This is a genomic window from Variovorax sp. P1_G12 (assembly GCF_056405555.1).
The window spans coordinates 122,534-139,625 of the sequence record NZ_JBFUBW010000010.1 but is presented as its reverse complement, the minus strand read 5'-3'; the positions used below and the strand labels follow the sequence as shown (position 1 = coordinate 139,625).

General features: G+C 68.1%; 16 protein-coding genes. 5 read left to right on the top strand and 11 right to left on the bottom strand.

What is annotated here, in order from left to right:
- Positions 1-34 precede the first annotated feature (34 nt).
- From AC1D2O_RS13890 to AC1D2O_RS13870, 5 genes are all read left to right on the top strand, one after another.
- Positions 35-1,933, top strand: a complete 1,899-nt coding sequence (locus AC1D2O_RS13890) for a family 2A encapsulin nanocompartment cargo protein cysteine desulfurase (RefSeq protein ID WP_478085406.1) — start codon at positions 35-37, stop codon at positions 1,931-1,933.
- 126 nt (positions 1,934-2,059) lie between these two features.
- Positions 2,060-2,944 carry a TauD/TfdA dioxygenase family protein gene (locus AC1D2O_RS13885; protein ID WP_478085383.1) on the top strand — a complete coding sequence of 295 codons (885 nt, stop codon included), beginning with the start codon at positions 2,060-2,062 and terminating at the stop codon, positions 2,942-2,944.
- Between the two features lie 22 nt (positions 2,945-2,966).
- Positions 2,967-3,977, top strand: coding sequence for an ABC transporter substrate-binding protein (locus AC1D2O_RS13880; protein ID WP_478157212.1), 1,011 nt, complete (start codon positions 2,967-2,969; stop codon positions 3,975-3,977).
- A gap of 42 nt (positions 3,978-4,019) precedes the next feature.
- Positions 4,020-4,937, top strand: coding sequence for an ABC transporter ATP-binding protein (locus AC1D2O_RS13875; RefSeq protein ID WP_478085387.1), 918 nt, complete (start codon positions 4,020-4,022; stop codon positions 4,935-4,937).
- Positions 4,934-5,806, top strand: coding sequence for an ABC transporter permease (locus AC1D2O_RS13870; protein WP_478085389.1), 873 nt, complete (start codon positions 4,934-4,936; stop codon positions 5,804-5,806). The genes AC1D2O_RS13875 and AC1D2O_RS13870 overlap by 4 nt, the downstream gene beginning before the upstream one ends.
- Before the next feature lie 238 nt (positions 5,807-6,044).
- Here AC1D2O_RS13870 and AC1D2O_RS13865 read toward each other — a convergent pair whose 3' ends face one another.
- From AC1D2O_RS13865 to AC1D2O_RS13815, 11 genes are all read right to left on the bottom strand, one after another.
- On the bottom strand, positions 6,045-6,875 hold the full coding sequence (locus tag AC1D2O_RS13865) for a MetQ/NlpA family ABC transporter substrate-binding protein (protein ID WP_478157210.1): 831 nt from the start codon (positions 6,873-6,875) through the stop codon (positions 6,045-6,047).
- Between the two features lie 67 nt (positions 6,876-6,942).
- On the bottom strand, positions 6,943-8,328 hold the full coding sequence (locus tag AC1D2O_RS13860; protein ID WP_478085393.1) for an LLM class flavin-dependent oxidoreductase: 1,386 nt from the start codon (positions 8,326-8,328) through the stop codon (positions 6,943-6,945).
- 90 nt (positions 8,329-8,418) lie between these two features.
- On the bottom strand, positions 8,419-9,246 hold the full coding sequence (locus AC1D2O_RS13855; protein ID WP_478085395.1) for a MetQ/NlpA family ABC transporter substrate-binding protein: 828 nt from the start codon (positions 9,244-9,246) through the stop codon (positions 8,419-8,421).
- Between the two features lie 78 nt (positions 9,247-9,324).
- Positions 9,325-10,569 carry an acyl-CoA dehydrogenase family protein gene (locus AC1D2O_RS13850; RefSeq protein WP_478085397.1) on the bottom strand — a complete coding sequence of 415 codons (1,245 nt, stop codon included), beginning with the start codon at positions 10,567-10,569 and terminating at the stop codon, positions 9,325-9,327.
- A 13-nt stretch (positions 10,570-10,582) separates the two neighbouring features.
- Positions 10,583-11,512, bottom strand: coding sequence for a TauD/TfdA dioxygenase family protein (locus tag AC1D2O_RS13845; RefSeq protein WP_478157209.1), 930 nt, complete (start codon positions 11,510-11,512; stop codon positions 10,583-10,585).
- Between the two features lie 125 nt (positions 11,513-11,637).
- Complete coding sequence (locus AC1D2O_RS13840; RefSeq protein WP_478085872.1) at positions 11,638-11,973, bottom strand: acyl-CoA dehydrogenase family protein; 336 nt, start codon at positions 11,971-11,973, stop codon at positions 11,638-11,640.
- The gene (locus tag AC1D2O_RS13835; RefSeq protein ID WP_478157207.1) at positions 11,970-13,316 is read right to left on the bottom strand and encodes an LLM class flavin-dependent oxidoreductase; all 1,347 of its coding nucleotides are present in this window, start codon (positions 13,314-13,316) and stop codon (positions 11,970-11,972) included. The genes AC1D2O_RS13840 and AC1D2O_RS13835 overlap by 4 nt, the downstream gene beginning before the upstream one ends.
- Positions 13,317-13,371: 55 nt before the next feature.
- Positions 13,372-14,235, bottom strand: coding sequence for an ABC transporter ATP-binding protein (locus tag AC1D2O_RS13830; protein ID WP_478085870.1), 864 nt, complete (start codon positions 14,233-14,235; stop codon positions 13,372-13,374).
- Positions 14,236-14,256: 21 nt separating this feature from the next.
- Positions 14,257-15,084 (bottom strand): ABC transporter permease, encoded by an 828-nt coding sequence (locus AC1D2O_RS13825; RefSeq protein WP_478085868.1) that lies wholly within the window; start codon positions 15,082-15,084, stop codon positions 14,257-14,259.
- Positions 15,081-15,953: an ABC transporter permease gene (locus AC1D2O_RS13820; protein ID WP_478085867.1), complete on the bottom strand. Its 873-nt coding sequence runs from the start codon at positions 15,951-15,953 to the stop codon at positions 15,081-15,083. Before AC1D2O_RS13820 ends, AC1D2O_RS13825 begins: the two co-directional genes overlap by 4 nt.
- Positions 15,943-17,061 (bottom strand): ABC transporter substrate-binding protein, encoded by a 1,119-nt coding sequence (locus tag AC1D2O_RS13815; RefSeq protein ID WP_478085866.1) that lies wholly within the window; start codon positions 17,059-17,061, stop codon positions 15,943-15,945. The genes AC1D2O_RS13820 and AC1D2O_RS13815 overlap by 11 nt, the downstream gene beginning before the upstream one ends.
- Between the last annotated feature and the right edge of the window lie 31 nt (positions 17,062-17,092).

Sequence of the window (17,092 nt, the reverse complement as noted above, 5' to 3'; positions counted from 1 at the left end):
CGAGGCGCCGTTCGACCCGGCCATCCTCGCGCGCATGGCGAGCCAACTGTTCGCGGCGCTGCCGGGCCAGGCCGCACCGCCCGGCGTGCAGGCGCCTTCGCAGCTCGCGCCGCCGGGTTCGCCGCTGGTGAGCCCGGCCGGCTTCGGCGCCAGCGTGCCGGGCACGCCGATCCCGCAAGGGCAGGTGCCGGGCACCAACCTGATTCCGGCTTCCCCGACGCAAGTGCTGGCGCTCGGCAACCGCGCACCGGCGGCGCAACCGCACGCGCTGGCGGGCAACGGCGTGCCCGAGAACGTGCTGGGTGCCTTGCCGGCCTACGAGCCGCGCCTCGGCGGTGCGGTGCTCGGCGTGCCCGAGGCGCAGGCGGCAACGCCCGCGCGGGCGGGCGCGCATCCGGCTGTGGGCGCCTCGCCGTTCTACTTTCTTGGCGACAGCCACGGCCAGCCGTCGGCGGGCGGCCGCGGCACCGACAGCGCACCGCGCGTGCACGACGACCTGGCCGGCTATCCGTTCGCGCAGCCCGATGGCGCCGATGTCCAGGGCCTGCTGGCAGCGAAGCCGCCAGGGCAACCCGGGTCGGCTGCCGATGCCTCGACGCGGCCGCAGTACTACTTCGTCGACGCGGTCCGCTTGCCGAGCGGCTACGTCACGCCGGCCAAACCGTCGCCGCACGGCGACGTGCCGACGGTCGCCGCCGGCCAGCGCCAGCCCTTCGACGTGCATGCCGTGCGGCGCGACTTCCCCGTCTTGCAGGAGCGCGTGAACGGCCGGCCGCTGGTCTGGTTCGACAACGCCGCGACCACGCACAAGCCGCAGTCGGTGATCGACCGCATCGCGTATTTCTATGAACACGAGAACTCGAACATCCATCGCGCCGCGCACGAACTCGCCGCGCGCGCGACCGATGCCTACGAGGGTGCGCGCGAGCGGGTGCGAAAGTTCATCAACGCGCCCGACGTCAACGAGGTGATCTTCGTGCGCGGCACCACCGAGGCCATCAACCTGGTGGCCAAGAGCTGGGGCGGCCAGCACGTGGGCGAGGGCGACGAGATCATCGTGAGCCACTTGGAGCACCACGCCAACATCGTGCCCTGGCAGCAGCTCGCTTCGGCCAAGGGCGCGAAGCTGCGCGTGATCCCGGTCGACGACTCGGGCCAGGTGCTGCTCGACGCGTACCGCAAGCTGCTCAACGACCGCACAAGGATCGTCGCCGTCACGCAGGTCTCGAACGCGCTCGGCACGGTGGTGCCGGTGAAGGAGATCGTAGCGCTCGCACACCGCGCCGGCGCGCTGGCGCTGGTCGATGGCGCGCAGTCGGTCTCGCACATGCGGGTCGACGTCCAGGACATCGGCGCCGACTTCTTCGTCTTCTCCGGCCACAAGGTGTTCGGTCCGACCGGCATCGGCGTGGTCTGGGGCCGGCGCGTGGTGCTCGAGGACATGCCGCCCTGGCAGGGCGGCGGCAACATGATCGCCGACGTGACCTTCGAGAAGACCGTCTTCCAGCCGATCCCGAACAAGTTCGAGGCCGGCACCGGAAACATCGCGGACGCGGTGGGTCTGGGCGCCGCGATCGACTACGTGAACAAGGTCGGCATCGAGAACATCGCGCGCTACGAGCACGAGCTGCTGGTCTACGGCATGCGGCAGCTGGGTGCCATCAAGGGCGTGCGCCTGATCGGCACCGCGGCCGACAAGGCCAGCGTGATGTCCTTCGTGCTGGACGGCTACAGCACCGAGGAGGTGGGCCAGGCGCTCAACGACGAGGGGATCGCGGTGCGCACCGGACACCACTGCGCGCAGCCGATCTTGCGCCGCAATGGCGTCGAGACCACAGTGCGGCCGTCGCTGGCCTTCTACAACACCTTCGACGAGATCGACCGACTGGTGGCCGTGGTGCGCAGGCTGGCGGGGCAGCGGCGGGCGGGTTGAGCGGTGGGGGCGAGGCGCATCGCGCCTCAGATAGTTTGTTCATAAGCAAGCGAAAAATGGGTTGTTCCTGATCGCAAACGCGACACCTACAGTCGCGGGTCGCTCTCACCAACAACCGATCCTTTCATGCCGGACGTCCTGTCGCCCCACGCACCCGCCCAGACTTTCGAGATTCGGCCCTTCGACGCCCCGTTCGGTGCCGAGATCGTCGGCCTCGACATCTCGAAGCCGATCAATGACACCGATTTCGCACGCATCCATCGCGCGCATCTCGATCATCACGTCGTGGTGTTCCGCGACCAGCAGGTGTCGCCCGCCGACCACATCGCGTTCAGCCGCCGCTTCGGGCCGCTCGAGATCCACGTGCTGCACCAGTTCCAGCTGCCCCACCATCCCGAGATCCTGATCGTCTCCAACATCAAGGAGAACGGCGGGCCGATCGGCCTCGGCGACGCGGGCGTGTACTGGCATTCGGACATCTCGTACAAGCCGAAGCCCAGTCTCGGCTCGCTGCTGCATGCCCGGGAACTGCCGGCCGAAGGCGGCGACACGCTGTTCGCCGACCAGCACCTGGCCTGGGAAGCGCTGGCCCCGGCGCTGCAGCAGCGCATTCTGCCCATGAAGGCCGAGCACAGCTACCTCGCCAAATACGAAGAACTGCGCGCGAAGAACCCGTGGCGGCCCAAGCTTTCGCAGCAGCAGGTCGACCAGGTCGCGCCCGCCGTGCAGCCCGTGGTGCGCACGCATCCCGAAACCGGAAAGAAGGCGCTGTTCGTCAGCGAGCATTTCACGACCGGTATCGTCGGCCTGCCGAAGGGCGAGAGCGACGCTTTGCTGGCCGAGCTGTTTGCACACAGCGTCAAGCCGGAGTTCGTCTACCGCCACCGCTGGCAGCCGCACGACCTCGTGTTCTGGGACAACCGCTCGCTGATGCACCTGGCGGCCGGCACGCCCGACCACCTGCGCCGCAAGCTCTACCGCACCACCATCGTCGGCGACGCGCCCCATTGAACTCCCGAAGGACATCGCATTCATGAATCACATCGCACGCAAGGCCGCGTCACTGGCCGTCGGGCTGGGCTTGCTGGCCGGCAACCTCGCCGCGCACGCCGAGGGACAGATCCGCATCGCCGAGCAGTTCGGCATCGTCTATCTGCTGCTCAACGTCGCGCAGGAGCAGAAGCTGATCGAGAAGCATGCCAAGGCGGAGGGCATCGACGCCAAGGTCGAATGGGTCAAGCTCTCGGGCGGCTCCGCCGTCAACGATGCGCTGCTCTCCGGGAACATCGAGATCGCCGGCGCCGGCGTGGGCCCGCTGCTCACGATCTGGGATCGCACCAAGGGCAAGCAGAACGTCAAGGGCGTAGCGTCGCTCGGCAACTTCCCGTACTACCTCGTGAGCAACAACCCCGCGGTGAAGACCATTGCCGATTTCACGGACAGGGATCGCATCGCGGTTCCTGCCGTCGGCGTTTCGGTTCAGTCGCGCGTGCTGCAGTTCGCCTCGGCCAAGTTATGGGGCGACAAGGACCATGCCCGGCTCGACAAGCTCAGCGTCGCCGTTCCACATCCGGACGCTGCGGCGGCCATCATCAAGGGCGGAACCGAGATCAGCGCCCACTTCGGCAACCCGCCGTTCCAGGAACAGGAGCTGGCCGGCAACCCGCAGGCGCACATCGTTCTCGACTCCTACCAGGTCCTGGGCGGGCCAGCCTCGGCCACCGTCCTCTACGCGACCGAGAAGTTCCGCAGCGAGAGCCCCAAGACCTACAAGGCATTTGTCGATGCATTGAACGAAGCCGCTGCCTTCGTCACCGCCAACCCGGAAAAGGCCGCCGACATCTACATCAAGGTCGGCAACGCGAAGATCGATCGCGAACTGCTGCTGAAGATCATCAAGAACCCGCAGGTCCAGTTCAAGACGACGCCGCAGAACACCTATGCCCTGGCCGAGTTCATGCACCGCGTGGGCGCCATCAAGAACAAGCCGGCCTCGGTGAAGGACTACTTCTTCGACGACGCCCAGATCGCGGGGGGCAATTGACATGCGCTTGCCCGAGAAGCGCCGCTGGCAGCGGGGATCGTGATGGCCTCGCCCGTTCTTCACGCACCCCGCGTCGCTGGGTCGGCCTTCTGGCGCAGCGTGGACGCGGTGGCGGAACGCGACCTGGGGCAAGCGATCTCCAGCGACGGATTGCCGCGCATCCCGGCGCTGACACCGAACCCCGCTGCGCTGCTGCAGGTCGACGGCGTCAGCCTCGAATACCGTACCCCCGAGCGAGTGGTGCGAGCCACCCACCGCGTGAGCTTCGACCTCCACGAAGCCGACCGCTTCGTGCTGCTCGGCCCTTCGGGTTGCGGCAAGTCGACCCTGCTCAAGGCGATCGGCGGCTTCATTGCGCCGGTGGAGGGCGAGATCCGGCTCGCCGGCCGCTCAGTCACCGCGCCGGGGCCCGACCGCATCGTTGTGTTCCAGGAGTTCGACCAGCTCCCGCCATGGAAGACGGTCAAGCAGAACGTGATGTTCCCGCTGCTGGCGTCGCGCATGCTCGGCAGGAAGGAAGCCGCAGAGCGCGCGATGCACTACCTCGACAAGGTCGGCCTCGCGCCCTTCGCCGACGTCCATCCGCACCAGCTCTCGGGCGGCATGAAGCAGCGCGTGGCGATCGCCCGCGCGCTGGCGATGCAGCCACGCGTGTTGCTCATGGACGAGCCCTTTGCCGCGCTCGACGCGCTCACGCGCCGCAAGATGCAGGAAGAGCTCCTCGCGCTGTGGGCCGAGGTGCGCTTCACGCTGCTCTTCGTCACGCATTCGATCGAAGAGGCGCTCGTGGTCGGAAACCGGATCGCGTTGCTGTCGCCGCATCCGGGCCGCATGCGCGCCGAGATCAACAGCCACGGGTTCACGCTCGAGAGCCAGGGCGGCGCAGAGTTTCAGACCGCGGCGCAGCGCATTCACCGGCTGCTGTTCGAAGAGCCGATTGCAGAGGGATTGGCCGCATGAGCGATGTCATCGATCCGCCGGTGCGGCCCGAATACGAGCGCCGGCTCGAGCCCTTCACCGCGCTGCCGGTCGAACGCTCGCTGCCGTTGGCCACGCGCCTCTGGGCCCAGGGCTGGCTGCGCAAGAGCGTGATCCTGATCGTGCTCGCCGTGATCTGGGAAGTGGCTGCGCGCTGGCAGGACAACGATCTGCTGCTGCCAACCTTCTCGGCGACTGCACGCGCGCTGGTCGAGGGGCTTGCAAGCGGCGAACTGATCGAGAAAGTGGGTATTTCGCTGGCCGTGCTTCTGCAAGGCTACGTCGCCGGCGTGCTGTTGGCCTTTGTCCTCACCACGCTCGCGGTGTCGACGCAGATCGGCCGCGACCTGCTGAGCACGCTGACCTCGATGTTCAATCCGCTGCCCGCGATCGCGCTGCTGCCGCTGGCGCTGCTGTGGTTCGGCCTCGGGCGTGGCAGCCTGGTCTTCGTGCTGATCCATTCGGTGCTGTGGCCGCTGGCCCTCAACACCTATGCGGGCTTCCAGGGTGTTCCCGAGACGCTGCGCATGGCCGGCCGCAACTACGGACTCAAGGGCCTGCGCTACGTGTTGCAGATCCTGGTGCCGGCCGCGCTGCCGGCGATCCTCTCGGGCCTGAAGATCGGCTGGGCCTTTGCCTGGCGCACGCTGATCGCCGCCGAACTCGTGTTCGGCGCCTCGTCGGGCAAGGGCGGCCTCGGCTGGTACATCTTCCAGAATCGCAACGAGCTCTACACCGACCGCGTCTTCGCAGGGCTCGCGCTGGTGGTGCTGATCGGCCTGGCGGTCGAGAGCCTGGGCTTCGCGACGCTCGAGCGACTCACGGTCCGCAAGTGGGGACAGCAACGGTAGCCCGAGCGCCGTGCGCCAGCTCGAGGGCCAGCGGCAGAAGAACCGTGTCGGCGGTTGACCAGCGTCCACGGCGCAGGAAATCGCCGAGGATGTGATCGCCCTCGATCGGGGCGCCGCGCTCGATGTCCTCATTGATCGTCCTTTCAAGTCCGTCGGTGTGCGAATGCCCGAAGATCGAATGCCGATGCCTGGCCCAGCACATGTGGCGCGATGGCTTCGGCCAGGCGAGCTGAATCTTTCAGAACGCCGGGACAAGGGCGCCGCTGAACTTCGTCTCGATGAAGCTCTTCACCTCGGGCGAGTGGTACGCCTTCACGAGTTGTTGCGCCCAGGGCTTGTCTTTGTCGGCGCGGCGCGCCGCGATGATGTTGGCGTACGGCCCCTTGGGCGACTCCTTGATCACCGCGTCCTTGGCGAGCGTCAGCCCGGCCTTCTCCGCATAGTCGTTGTTGATCGAGGCGATTGTCAGGTCGTCGAGCGAGCGCGGCAGCTGCGCCGCGTCGAGCGGCACCAGCTTGAGCTTCTTGGGATTCGACAGCACGTCGAGCGGCGTCGCGGTGTTGTTCTTCACGGCGTCGGGCTTGAGCGTGATGAGCTTCGCTTCCTGCAGCATCAGGAGCGCGCGGTTGCCATTGGAAGGATCGTTCTGGATGCCGACCGAGGCGCCATCGGGCAATCCGTCGATCGCCTTGATCTTGCGCGAATAGAAGCCCAGCGGCGCCGTGATCGTGAGACCGACCGGCACGATGTCGAAGCCGCGCGACTTGTTCTGGTTGTCGAGGAAGGGCTGGTGCTGGAAGGCGTTGGCGTCGAGGTCGCCGGCCGCCAGCGCGGCGTTGGGCAACTGGTAGTCGTTGAAGACGACGACCTCGACCGCCAGCCCGTCGCGCGCCGCCGCCTTCTTGACGACTTCCCAGATCTGCTCGCCGCTGCCGACGGAGACGCCGACCTTGAGGGTTTTCTTGTCCTGCGCGTGCAGTGCACCGGTGTTGAAAAGAGTCAGGGAGGCAAGAGACAACGCAGCGGTCATCGCGGCGCGGCGGCGGATAGGAAGCATGATGGTGAGCATGTCGTATGGAAAAAGCACGACTGTGCCCGCCGACGATCCATTCCGGAACGAAGGAAAACGTGCAACCTTATGCGGTGCGCATGGACTTGCTAGGAGGGTGGGCCGCGGCACTGGCGTGCGTCGGGTGGGCCGGCCGTTTCAAACCGAAATGCTCCCGCAGCGTACGGCCTTCGTACTCGGTGCGAAAGATGCCGCGCCGCTGAAGGAGCGGGACGACGCCGTCGACGAAGGCCTGCAGGCCGTCCGGCAGCACGTCCGGCATCAGGTTGAAGCCGTCGGCGGCGCCGGCCCTGAACCAATGCTCGATGTCGTCGGCGATCTGCTCCGGCGTGCCGACGATCACGCGGTGGCCGCCGCCGCCCGCGAGTTCGCGGATCAGTTCGCGCGCCGTGAGGTCGAGGCCCCGCGCGGTCGCGAGCGTGGCGTTGAAGAAGGTGTGGTTGCCATTGCCGCCGCCGGGCAGCGACAGGTTCTCGGGCAGCCGCTCGTCGAGCTTGAGCCGGTCGGGCGCAATGCCCAGGATGCCGGCCAGCCGCGTGAGGCTGTAGTCCCACGGGATCAGGTCGACCAGTTCGTCTCGCCGGCGGCGCGCGGCCGCTTCGGTGTCGCCGATGATGGTGGTCAGGCCCGGCAGCACGCGCAGTGCCTCGGGCCCGCGGCCCAGCGCTTGGGCACGCGACTTGAGGTCGCGCGCGTAGGCGAGCGCTTCCCCGAAGGACTGGGAGGCCGAGAACACCGCCTCCGCGTGGCGGGCCGCCAGTGCTCGGCCGTCGCCCGAGCCGCCGGCCTGCACCAGCACCGGATGGCCCTGCGGCGTGCGCGGCAGGGTCAGTGGCCCATGTACCGAGAAGAACTCGCCCTGATGCGCGATGGGCCGAACCTTGGCGGCGTCGATGAAGCGGCCTGCGGCCTGATCGCCGATGAAGGCATCGTCCTCCCAGCTGTTCCAGAGCGCCTTGACGATGGAGGTGAACTCGGCCGCACGTGCGTAGCGCTGCGCGTGGTCGGGCACCGCGTCGCGGCCGAAATTGCGCGCCGAGGGCAGGTCGGCGGTCGTGACGACGTTCCAGCCCGCACGCCCTCCGCTCACGTGGTCCAGCGTGGCGAAGCGCCGGGCGATGTTGTAGGGCTCGTTGTAGCTGGTGGAGGCGGTTGCGATCAGTCCGATGTGGCGCGTCGCGGCGGCCACGCTCGCCAGCAGCACGGTCGGCTCCAGCGCGGTGATCGGGCGGAAGTGGATCTGGTCGACGATGGCTGCGTTGTCGGCGAGGAACACCGCATCCAGCTTGCCCGCCTCGGCGATCTGCGCGACGCGGATGTAGTGCCGCACGTCGATGAAGGCGCGCGGGTCGCTGCACGCCGGGCGCCAGGCCGAAGGCAGAAAGCCCGAGTGCAGGATGTTGACGTTCAGGTGCAGGCGGCGCGGCGCGCGCGCGATCGCGGATCCACTCATTGGAAAGTTCCGGGTTCTGGCACGAGGTCGCTGACGAACCGGCGGCCCACGTTGCGGGTCTTGTATTCGGCGGGGAAGTCGGGCATGGCCTTACTTCGAGAAGTAGTCAGGCAGGCGGTAGCCGGCCCACGCCGGGTTGGCCTTGAAGATTTGCTGAAACTCGGCCGACTGGTAGGCGAGGGCGATGTCCTTCGCGAACTTCGCGTTTTCGTTGCCGCGCTTGACAGCCACCACGTTGACGTAGGGCAGCGTCATGTCCTCCTGCTTGAGCGCGTCGGTCAGCTTGAGCCCCGACGCCACGGCGAAATTGCCCTGCACCGCGGCGAGATCGGCATCGGCCAGCGAGCGCGGTGCCTGCGCGGCATCGAGCGGCACCAGACGAAGCTGCTTGCGATTGGCGACGATGTCGCGCTCCGACACGCTCAGTGGACTCACGCCCGGCTTGAGCTCGATCCAGCCGATGGCTGCCAGGATGTTCAGCGCGCGCGCTGCATTCACCGGATCGGCCGGCAGAGTCACGGTGGCGCCGTCCGGTACCGTGGCGAGCGTCTTGTGGCGTTGGGAGTACAGGCCCATCGGGGGTGTCGGTACGTGCACGATCGGCACGAGGTCGAAGCCCTGCTGCTTGTTGGTGGCATTCAGGTAGAGCGTGTGCTGGAAGATGTTGGCGTCGATCTGGCCACGCTCGACCGCGTCATTCGGCTGCACGCCCTGGCTGAACTCGACGTACTTGATGGTGTAGCCCTGCTTCTTGAGTACCGGCTCGATGCCTTTGGCAAAGGCGTCGCGGTAGGGCCCCGGCATGAAGCCGACGCTCAGGTCCGCGGCGTGGGTGGCGCCGGCCAGCAACAGGGCAAGCAGGAAGGCCGCAAGGCGGGGGAAGCTGCGCGAGGATGGCGCGCTTGGCGAGGACAGCATGGGGGAACTCCGGGAGGTGAAGCACCGTGCGCACCACGCGGTGCGAATCGAGGGGACGATGGGGCAGCAAGTCCCCAGTCAGGCGGTGCCGACGCGGTAGAAGGTCGGCGGCGGCGCACCGTTCACGGCGAAGGCTCCCGCCTGGCGCTCGCGGTAGATGCGCGGGTTGTGCGAGGAGATGGTGCGCGCATTGCGCCAGTAGCGGTCCAGGCCGTGCGTGCGCAGCGTGGCCGATGCGCCGAGCGCGTCGAACAGCACCGTGCTCGCATCCAGCACCAGGCTGGTGACCACCGAGACCGCCTGGTCCACCTCGACATGGGCGGCGAGCGCGGCGGCGGCGCGCCCCTGCTCGGTGGCCTGTGCGTCGAAGTGGGCGTCGTGCGCGCGCTGCAGCGCGGCCGCGGCCTGCAGCACGACGGCGCCCGCACCGTAGGCAGCACCGCGCACGCGGCCGACCACCTGCAGGATCTGCGGGTCGTCGGCGACACGGCCTGCATTGCCATGGCTGTAGGTGCGGTCCCGCTGGCGCACGCGCTCGGCCAGGTCTTCCGCCAACGCCCGTCCGATGCCCGCCAGCGAGGCCAGGTGCACCATCTGGTAGTAGGCCGAGGCATAGGGAAATCGAACGGGGTTCGGATTGACCCACTGCGGATCGATGGCGACGTTCTCGAACTGCGCCGTGCCGCTGGCGGTGAGCGCCTGGCCGAAGCCGTCCCAGTCATCCAGCACCTGCACGCCTGCGGCGGTGCGCGGCACCGCGACCATCACCGGTTCGCCTTCGTCGTTGTCGGCCACTGCGTTGATCCAGTCGGCGAACAGCGAACCCGTGGTGTAGAACTTGCGACCCGACAGGCGCAAGCCCTCGCCGGTCCGACGCAGCCGGGTCGAGAAGGCGCCGACCTTCGCGTCGCCCGTTTCGGAGAAGCCGGAGCCGAGCAAGTCGCCGGTCGACAGGCGGTCGAGCCACTGGGCGCGCCAGGGCGAGTCTGCGGCGAGCAACACGTCTTCCTTGAAGCCGAAGTGCGCCCGCAGTGCGTTCACGACGTTGGTGTCGGCCGCGCCGAGTTCGATGAGGAGAGCGAACAACTCGGGCAGGCTGGCGTCCGCCCCGCCGAGCTTGGTCGGCAGGCGCAGACGGGTGAAGCCGGCTTCCCTGAGCCAGCCGATCTCCTCATGTGGCAGCCGGTGTGCGAGGTCGCGCTCGACGGCACCCGCGCGGATGCGCGCGAAGACCGGGCGGAAGCGTTCGGCGAGCGCTTCATAGCGGCGCGTGGGCGGTGCGCCCCAGGGATGGTCGAGTGCTGCGGGAAGGTTCAGGGTCATACAGAGGGGGATGTCAGAAAGGCCTGCTGCCGGAGAGGCTGATGCGCTTGAGCAACCTGCGTTCGCCGTTGTCGAAGGCATTGCGGGCGTGCAGCGTGGCCTGGTTGTCCCAGTACACGATGTCACCGACCGACCAGCGATGCGTATAGGCATGGCGCGGCTGCAGCAGATGCTCGCGCAGGCGGCCTATCAGCGCTGCGCCGTACTGCGGCTCGACGCCGACGATCTCGACTTCGGTGCGTGCGCCCAGGTGCAGGATGCGTCGACCGCTGTCCGGATGCGTGCGCACCAGCGGATGCACCTCGAACGGGGAGAGCGGCTCGATGTCCGGCGTGCGATACAGCGCAAAGCCCGATGCGAGCGGCTTGAGCTTGCGCAAGAAAGGGTTGTAGGTGATCAGCTGAAGTCCGTCGATCTCGCGTCGTGTCCCGGCGTCGAGCTCGTCGTAGGCCCGGGCCAGGTTGTACCAGGTGGTATCGCCGCCGACCGAGGGAACCTCGACCGCATAGAGCAGCGACCCGGAGGACGGCGTGGGGGTCCAGTGATGGTCGGCATGGGCGGAGAGCTCGTCATGGCCGAGCACGCCACCGGCAAGGTTGGACACGTGCACGATGTCCGGCGTGTTTCCGCCATAGGGATCGGATCCCAGCACAGGCACGTTGGCCGGCGGATGGAACACGCTGCCGAAGTAGCTCGCGAGCCGCGCGAACGCGTCGTCCTCGAGCAGCTGGTCCTTGATGACCAGCACGTGGTGCTCGAGCAGCGCCTGCTTGAGCGACAGCACCTGGCTCGCAGGCAACGGGCGCGTGGCGTCGAGGCCCGTCACTAGCGCGCCGAGTGCGGCCTGCAACGGCGCGATGCGAAAGGCGGTCGTCGGTTGGGCCGATGGGTCGGAAGCCGGTGGGCCCGGCCGGGAGACGTCGAGCGTCGAAGAGTGAGTCATGGCGGGGTCGAGGTAGGAACGCGACAGGCGCGGGGAGGCCTGAATTGTTCGGCCGATCGGGACTCGGCGATAGAAGCGATTCGAGTCTGCTTATGCGCACAAGGCGCAAGGCCGGCCGGCTGCTTTCAGAACAAGCCGGTGGTCGGTGGTCCCTCGCCCTTGAGATGCCAGGCGCCCGATGCGGCGGCCTTCCACTGGCGCGGATTGTGGTTGGCCACCGTGCGCGCGTTGCGCCAGTGGCGATCCATGTTGTGGCGCCGGTCGGTGGCCGAGGCCCCGCCGACGTCGAAGGCGAGTTCGGAGGCGCGCAGTGCGGCTTCCACCGCAAAGTACTGGGCCTGGGCGACCGCCACCGAGGCCTCGGTCAATGCGGCCTCGCCGAGTCGATCCGCCCAGGCGGCATCGAGCGCATCGGCGGCGCGCAGTACCGTCGCCGAGAGTCGCGAGTCACCGAGGATCACGCCGCCACAGAGACCTGCGCGGGGTGAACCGGGCGTTTCAGCCCCAGGTGCTCGCGCAGGGTACGGCCCTCGTACTCGGTGCGGAACAGGCCGCGACGGCGCAGTTCGGGCAGCACGCCGTCGATGAAATCGTCCAGGCCGCCCGGGAACCACGGCGACATGATGTTGAAGCCATCGGCGCCGCCTTCCTCGAACCACTGCTGCAACTGGTCGGCGATGCGCTCGGGCGTGCCGACCACCTGCTGGTGCCCACGCGCACCGGCGATGTGCAGGTACAGGTCGCGGATGCTGAGCTTGTCGCGCCGCGCGAGATCGACCAGCAGCCGCTGGCGGCTCTTCGGGCCATTGGTCTCGGGCAGTTCGGGCAGCGGCCCATCCACCGGGTAGCCCGAGAGATCGAAACCGCCGACCACGGTGGACAAGAGCTCGAGGCCGACCGTCGGATGGACCAGGTCCTGCAACTGCTGGAACTTCTCCTCGGCCTCGGCCTGCGTGCGGCCGACCACGGGAAATATGCCGGGCATGACCTTCACGTCATCGGGACTGCGGCCATGGCGCCGCACGCGGGCCTTGATGTCGCCGTAGAACGCCTTGGCCTCCTCGAAGGTCTGATGGGCGACGAAGATGACCTCTGCGGTGCGTGCGGCCAGGTCCTTGCCGGCCTCCGACGCGCCGGCCTGCACCACCACCGGCCGGCCCTGCGGCGAGCGCGAAACGTTGAGCGGCCCGCGCACCGAGAAATGCTTGCCCTTGTGGCCGAGCACGTGCAGCTTGTCGGGGTCGAGGTAGAGGCCGCTGTCCGCGTCGCGCGGGAAGCTGTCGTCTTCCCAGCTGTCCCACAGGCCCGTGACGACGTCGTGGAACTCGGCGGCGCGTTCGTAGCGCAGGGCGTGCTCGAGATGCTCGTCGCGGTTGAAGTTCTGCGCCTCGGCGCCGCCGCTGGAGGTCACGAGGTTCCAGCCCGAACGCCCGCCGCTGATCTGGTCGAGCGAAGCAAATTTGCGCGCCACGTTGAAAGGTTCGTTGAACGAGGTGGAGACGGTGGCGATGAGGCCGATGCGATCCGTCACAGCGGCGAGTGCGGACAGCAGCGTGAGCGGCTCGAAGTGGTCGGCGCGCGCGGTGCGCGAGAGCGAGGGAAGGTTGGTGCTGCGCACGCCCACCGCATCGGCGAGGAAGATCGCATCGAACTTGGCGGCTTCGGCCTTTCGTACCAGATCGACATAGTGGCGGAAGTTGCTGCCGGCATCGGCTTGCGCGCAGGGATGGCGCCAGGCGGCGATGTGGTGGCCGGTCTGCATGAGAAAGGCGCCCAGCTTGATCTGGCGCGTGGAAGCGGTCATGGTCTTTGTTCCGGGGAATGGGTCTTGAAATGGGTCTTGAACTGGGTTGCGCCGCTCACCAGGCGAGCTGCAGGCCGGCCGGCCCGATCGCGGCCGGCCAGCGGGGCGAGGCTTGCGCCGGTGCGGGCGGGGGCTCTGTCCGGACGTCGAGGAAGTCGCCGAGCACGTCGTCGCGAAGCCGGATGAAGCGCGGGTCGCTGCGGTTGCGCGGGTGCGGGAGATCGACATCGACGATGCGGCGGATGCGCCCCGGCGAAGGCTGCATCACCACTACCTGGTCGCCGAGGAAGACCGCTTCCTCGACGTCGTGCGTGACCAGCAGCATGGTGATGCGCTCCTTCTGCCAGATCTGCTGCAGCTCGTTCTGCAGACGCGAGCGGGTCAGCGCGTCGAGCGCGCCGAAGGGCTCGTCCAGCAGCAACACGCGCGGTCGGTTGACCAGGCCGCGCGCGATCGCCACGCGCTGTGCCATGCCGCCGGAAATCTGGTGCGGCCAGGACTTCTCGAAGCCCTGCAGGCCGACGAGCGCCACGTGCTCGGCCACCAGCGCCTTCTTCTGCGCGGCCGTGAAGGGCGCATTGCGCAGGCCGACGGCAATGTTCTGCTCGACCGAGAGCCAGGGAAAGAGACGGTGGTCCTGGAACACGATGCCGCGCTCGGGGCCGGTTCCGGAGACAGGCTGGCCGTCGAGCAGGATCTGGCCTTCGTACTGGTCGTCGAGCCCGAGCACGAGCCGCAGCAGCGTGGACTTGCCGCACCCGCTGGCGCCGACGATGCTCACGAAGCGGCCTGCGGGCACGTGCAGGTCGATGCCGTCGAGCACCTGCAGTTCCCCGTGCTCGCTCTGGCTGTTGGCGTAGCGCTTGCCGACGCCACGGATATCGAGTTCGTTGGAGGAGGGCGTCGTGATCTCAGTCATTCCATATGCCTTGCAGAAGTTTCAGGTGCGGCCGGTCCAGCGCGAGAGCCGTCGCTCGAGCCGTCGCGCGAAAGCGTTCATCAGCCAGCCGACCAGGCCGATCACGAACATGCCGAAGATCACCAGGTCCATCCGGAAATGCTCGCTGCCCTCGATCAGCAGGTTGCCGATGCCGCGACCGGCCACCAGCAGGTACTCGGCGCCAATGGTGGCGAGCCACGAATAGATCAGCGCCAGGTAGACGCCCGTGAAGATTGCGGGCATGGCCGCCGGCAGTACCACCTCGAGGACGGTCTGCCGGCGCGTGTAGCCGTAGACCCGTGCCACTTCGAGCAGCGCTGGCGGCGTGGTGCGGATGCCGTCGCAGGTATTCACCACCACCGGCACCAGCGCGGCGAGCGAGAGGAACACCACCTTGGCCACGTCGCCGAGCCCGAACCACACCGAGATCAGCGGGATCCAGGCGAACAGCGAGATCTGCTTGAAGGTGTTGAAGCTCGGCCCGACGATGCGGTTGAACAGCGGCGACAGCCCCAGCAGCGCGCCGAGCAGCAGGCCCAGCACCGTGCCGATCGCGAAGCCGGTCGCCTCGCGCGCCAGGCTCGCGCCCAGGGCACGCCAGAGGCGCCCGCTCGTGATCTGGTCGAGCGCGGTCGCGAGCACCTTGCCGGGCGACACCAGCAGCGCCGAGTTCACGAGGTCGAGCTGCGAGGCCAGCCACCACAGCGCGATGGCGGCGATCGGCAACAGCAGGCCGCGCCAGCGGCTGGTGTCGACCGGGCGCAGCGGCTGGATGGTCGCCAGCTCGGCGGCATCGCGCGAGATCTGAGCCGCCCCGTGCGCACTCATCGCGCCGCCCCCGGCCGGCGGCGGTTGGCCAAGGTCTCGACGGCATCGAGCAGTCGGTCGATCGCATAGCCGATGGCGCCGACCACGATGACCGCGGCCATCACGAGATCGAGCTGGAACAATTGGCGCCCGTAGACGATCAGGTAGCCGAGCCCTTCGCTGGAGGCCACGAGTTCGACCACCACGAGCGACAGCCAGGCCTTGGTGAAACCCAGGCGAAGGCCCGTGAACAGCGTGGGAATCGCGTGCGGCAGCACGATCTCCAGCACCTGCTGGCGGCGGCTGTAGCCATAGGCCTGCCCCACCTCGCGCAGGGCCGTGGGGGTCTGCCGAAATCCCTGCAGGGTGTTGAGCGCCACGGGCACCATCGCGGCCTTGGCGATCAGGATGTACTTGAGCGGCTCGCCAATGCCCACGAGCAGCAGCACGAAGGGCAGCCAGCCGAGCACCGGGATCTGCACCAGTGCGTTGAAGGTCGGCAGCACGTAGGTCTCGAAGCGGCGCGACAGGCCCATGGCCGAGCCCAGCACGAGCCCGAGCAGCGCGCCGCCCGCAAAGCCGACGAGCACGCGCTGCAGGCTGGCACTCACGTGGAGCCAGAGATCGCCGCTGGTCGCGAGGTCGCGCAGCGTCTCGTAGACGAACTGCGGCGAGGGCAAGACCTGCGGCGAGATCCAGCCTCGCTCGGCACCCACGGTCCACAGCGCCAGCAGGGTGGCGGGCAGCAGCCATGGCAGCAGGCCGTCGACCGTGCGCCGCCAGCGCGGCACCGGGCCGGCGAGCGTCGGCTTCCCGCGCCGCGCAACCGGGCGGCCCCGCGCCGCTTCCAGGCCGCCACCGGCAGCGATGGTCGCGTGCTCAGCGGCCATTGACCGCCGCCACCGACTGCTGCGGCCTGGCCTTCGGCTGGCCCTTGGCGTCGTAGGCGGTCCAATAATTCTCCAGGCCCTGCTTCTTGAGCGAGTTCCGCAGATACCGGGTGTCGAACCAGTCGTCCACCGTGACGGCGTGGCGGATCAGCTTGAGCTTGAGCGCGTCGGCCACGACCGCCTTGTAGCGGCCGAGGATGAACTCGTCCACCAGCGGCGAATTGCGGCTGGCGAGCGACTGCTTGTCGAACTCCGCCGCCCAGGAGGCGACGGGCACGCCGCTGCGCGACCAGACCCTGAAGAGTTCGTCGCGGTTCCTTTCTTCCGATGCCCAGTGGGCGGCGCGCACGAACACGTCGACCACCCGCTGCACCTCCGCCTGGTGGGCCTCTTCGAACTCGCTGCGCACCAGCAGCGAGGCCTGGCGGGTCAGCGCCGGGTCCTGGCCCTGGGTCGAGTAGACGATGCTGGCCAGCCCGGCGTCGCGCACCTTGAACCACTCGTAGCCGCCGAAGGCGGCGTCCACGCCATTGGAGACCAGCGCCGCCTGTGCGCTGCCGGCATCGAGGTTGACGACCTTCAGGTCGCGCTCCGTCAAGCCGTTGGCACCCAGCACGTTGATGGCCACGAGGTGGCCGTTGGTGCCGCGGAAGATCGAGACCTTGCGGTCCTTGAGATCCTTGATCGAGCGGATCGGGGAATCCTTCGGCGTCACCACGTAGAGGTTGTTGCGCGCGCCGCTGACCGCCAGCAGCTTGGTCTTCAGGCCGTTGGAGCGCCCGACGATCTGCGGCAGGTCGCCCTGGTAGGCGAAGTCGATCTGCTTGTTGGACAGCGCCTCGTTCACGGCCGGTCCGGCGCCCTTGAAGAACAGCCATTCGACCTGGATGCCGGAGGACTTGAACTCCTCCTCCAGCCAGTTGTTGACCCGCACCAGCCCGCCGGGCGAACCGCCGAAGGTGACCGGGTCGCCGCCGCCCGCGGAGGCCACGCCGATGCGGATCACCTCGGGAGGCGCGGCCTGCACCTGGGCCGCCTCCAGCGACAACAGGACCAGGACGGACAGGGCGGCGGCCCATCGGCGCAGGCGAGGCACAGCGGTATGCATGGAATTCCTTCGGGAGTCTTTGGACAGGGCG

Excerpts from the sequence above, each read along its gene's own strand:
- AC1D2O_RS13890 (WP_478085406.1), top strand. The coding sequence starts at position 35 with ATGGCGAGCCAACTGTTCGCGGCGCTGCCGGGCCAGGCCGCACCGCCC.
- AC1D2O_RS13885 (WP_478085383.1), top strand. The coding sequence starts at position 2,060 with ATGCCGGACGTCCTGTCGCCCCACGCACCCGCCCAGACTTTCGAGATT.
- AC1D2O_RS13880 (WP_478157212.1), top strand. The coding sequence starts at position 2,967 with ATGAATCACATCGCACGCAAGGCCGCGTCACTGGCCGTCGGGCTGGGC.
- AC1D2O_RS13875 (WP_478085387.1), top strand. The coding sequence starts at position 4,020 with ATGGCCTCGCCCGTTCTTCACGCACCCCGCGTCGCTGGGTCGGCCTTC.
- AC1D2O_RS13870 (WP_478085389.1), top strand. The coding sequence starts at position 4,934 with ATGAGCGATGTCATCGATCCGCCGGTGCGGCCCGAATACGAGCGCCGG.
- AC1D2O_RS13865 (WP_478157210.1), bottom strand. The coding sequence starts at position 6,875 with ATGCTCACCATCATGCTTCCTATCCGCCGCCGCGCCGCGATGACCGCT.
- AC1D2O_RS13860 (WP_478085393.1), bottom strand. The coding sequence starts at position 8,328 with ATGAGTGGATCCGCGATCGCGCGCGCGCCGCGCCGCCTGCACCTGAAC.
- AC1D2O_RS13855 (WP_478085395.1), bottom strand. The coding sequence starts at position 9,246 with ATGCTGTCCTCGCCAAGCGCGCCATCCTCGCGCAGCTTCCCCCGCCTT.
- AC1D2O_RS13850 (WP_478085397.1), bottom strand. The coding sequence starts at position 10,569 with ATGACCCTGAACCTTCCCGCAGCACTCGACCATCCCTGGGGCGCACCG.
- AC1D2O_RS13845 (WP_478157209.1), bottom strand. The coding sequence starts at position 11,512 with ATGACTCACTCTTCGACGCTCGACGTCTCCCGGCCGGGCCCACCGGCT.
- AC1D2O_RS13835 (WP_478157207.1), bottom strand. The coding sequence starts at position 13,316 with ATGACCGCTTCCACGCGCCAGATCAAGCTGGGCGCCTTTCTCATGCAG.
- AC1D2O_RS13830 (WP_478085870.1), bottom strand. The coding sequence starts at position 14,235 with ATGACTGAGATCACGACGCCCTCCTCCAACGAACTCGATATCCGTGGC.
- AC1D2O_RS13825 (WP_478085868.1), bottom strand. The coding sequence starts at position 15,084 with ATGAGTGCGCACGGGGCGGCTCAGATCTCGCGCGATGCCGCCGAGCTG.
- AC1D2O_RS13820 (WP_478085867.1), bottom strand. The coding sequence starts at position 15,953 with ATGGCCGCTGAGCACGCGACCATCGCTGCCGGTGGCGGCCTGGAAGCG.
- AC1D2O_RS13815 (WP_478085866.1), bottom strand. The coding sequence starts at position 17,061 with ATGCATACCGCTGTGCCTCGCCTGCGCCGATGGGCCGCCGCCCTGTCC.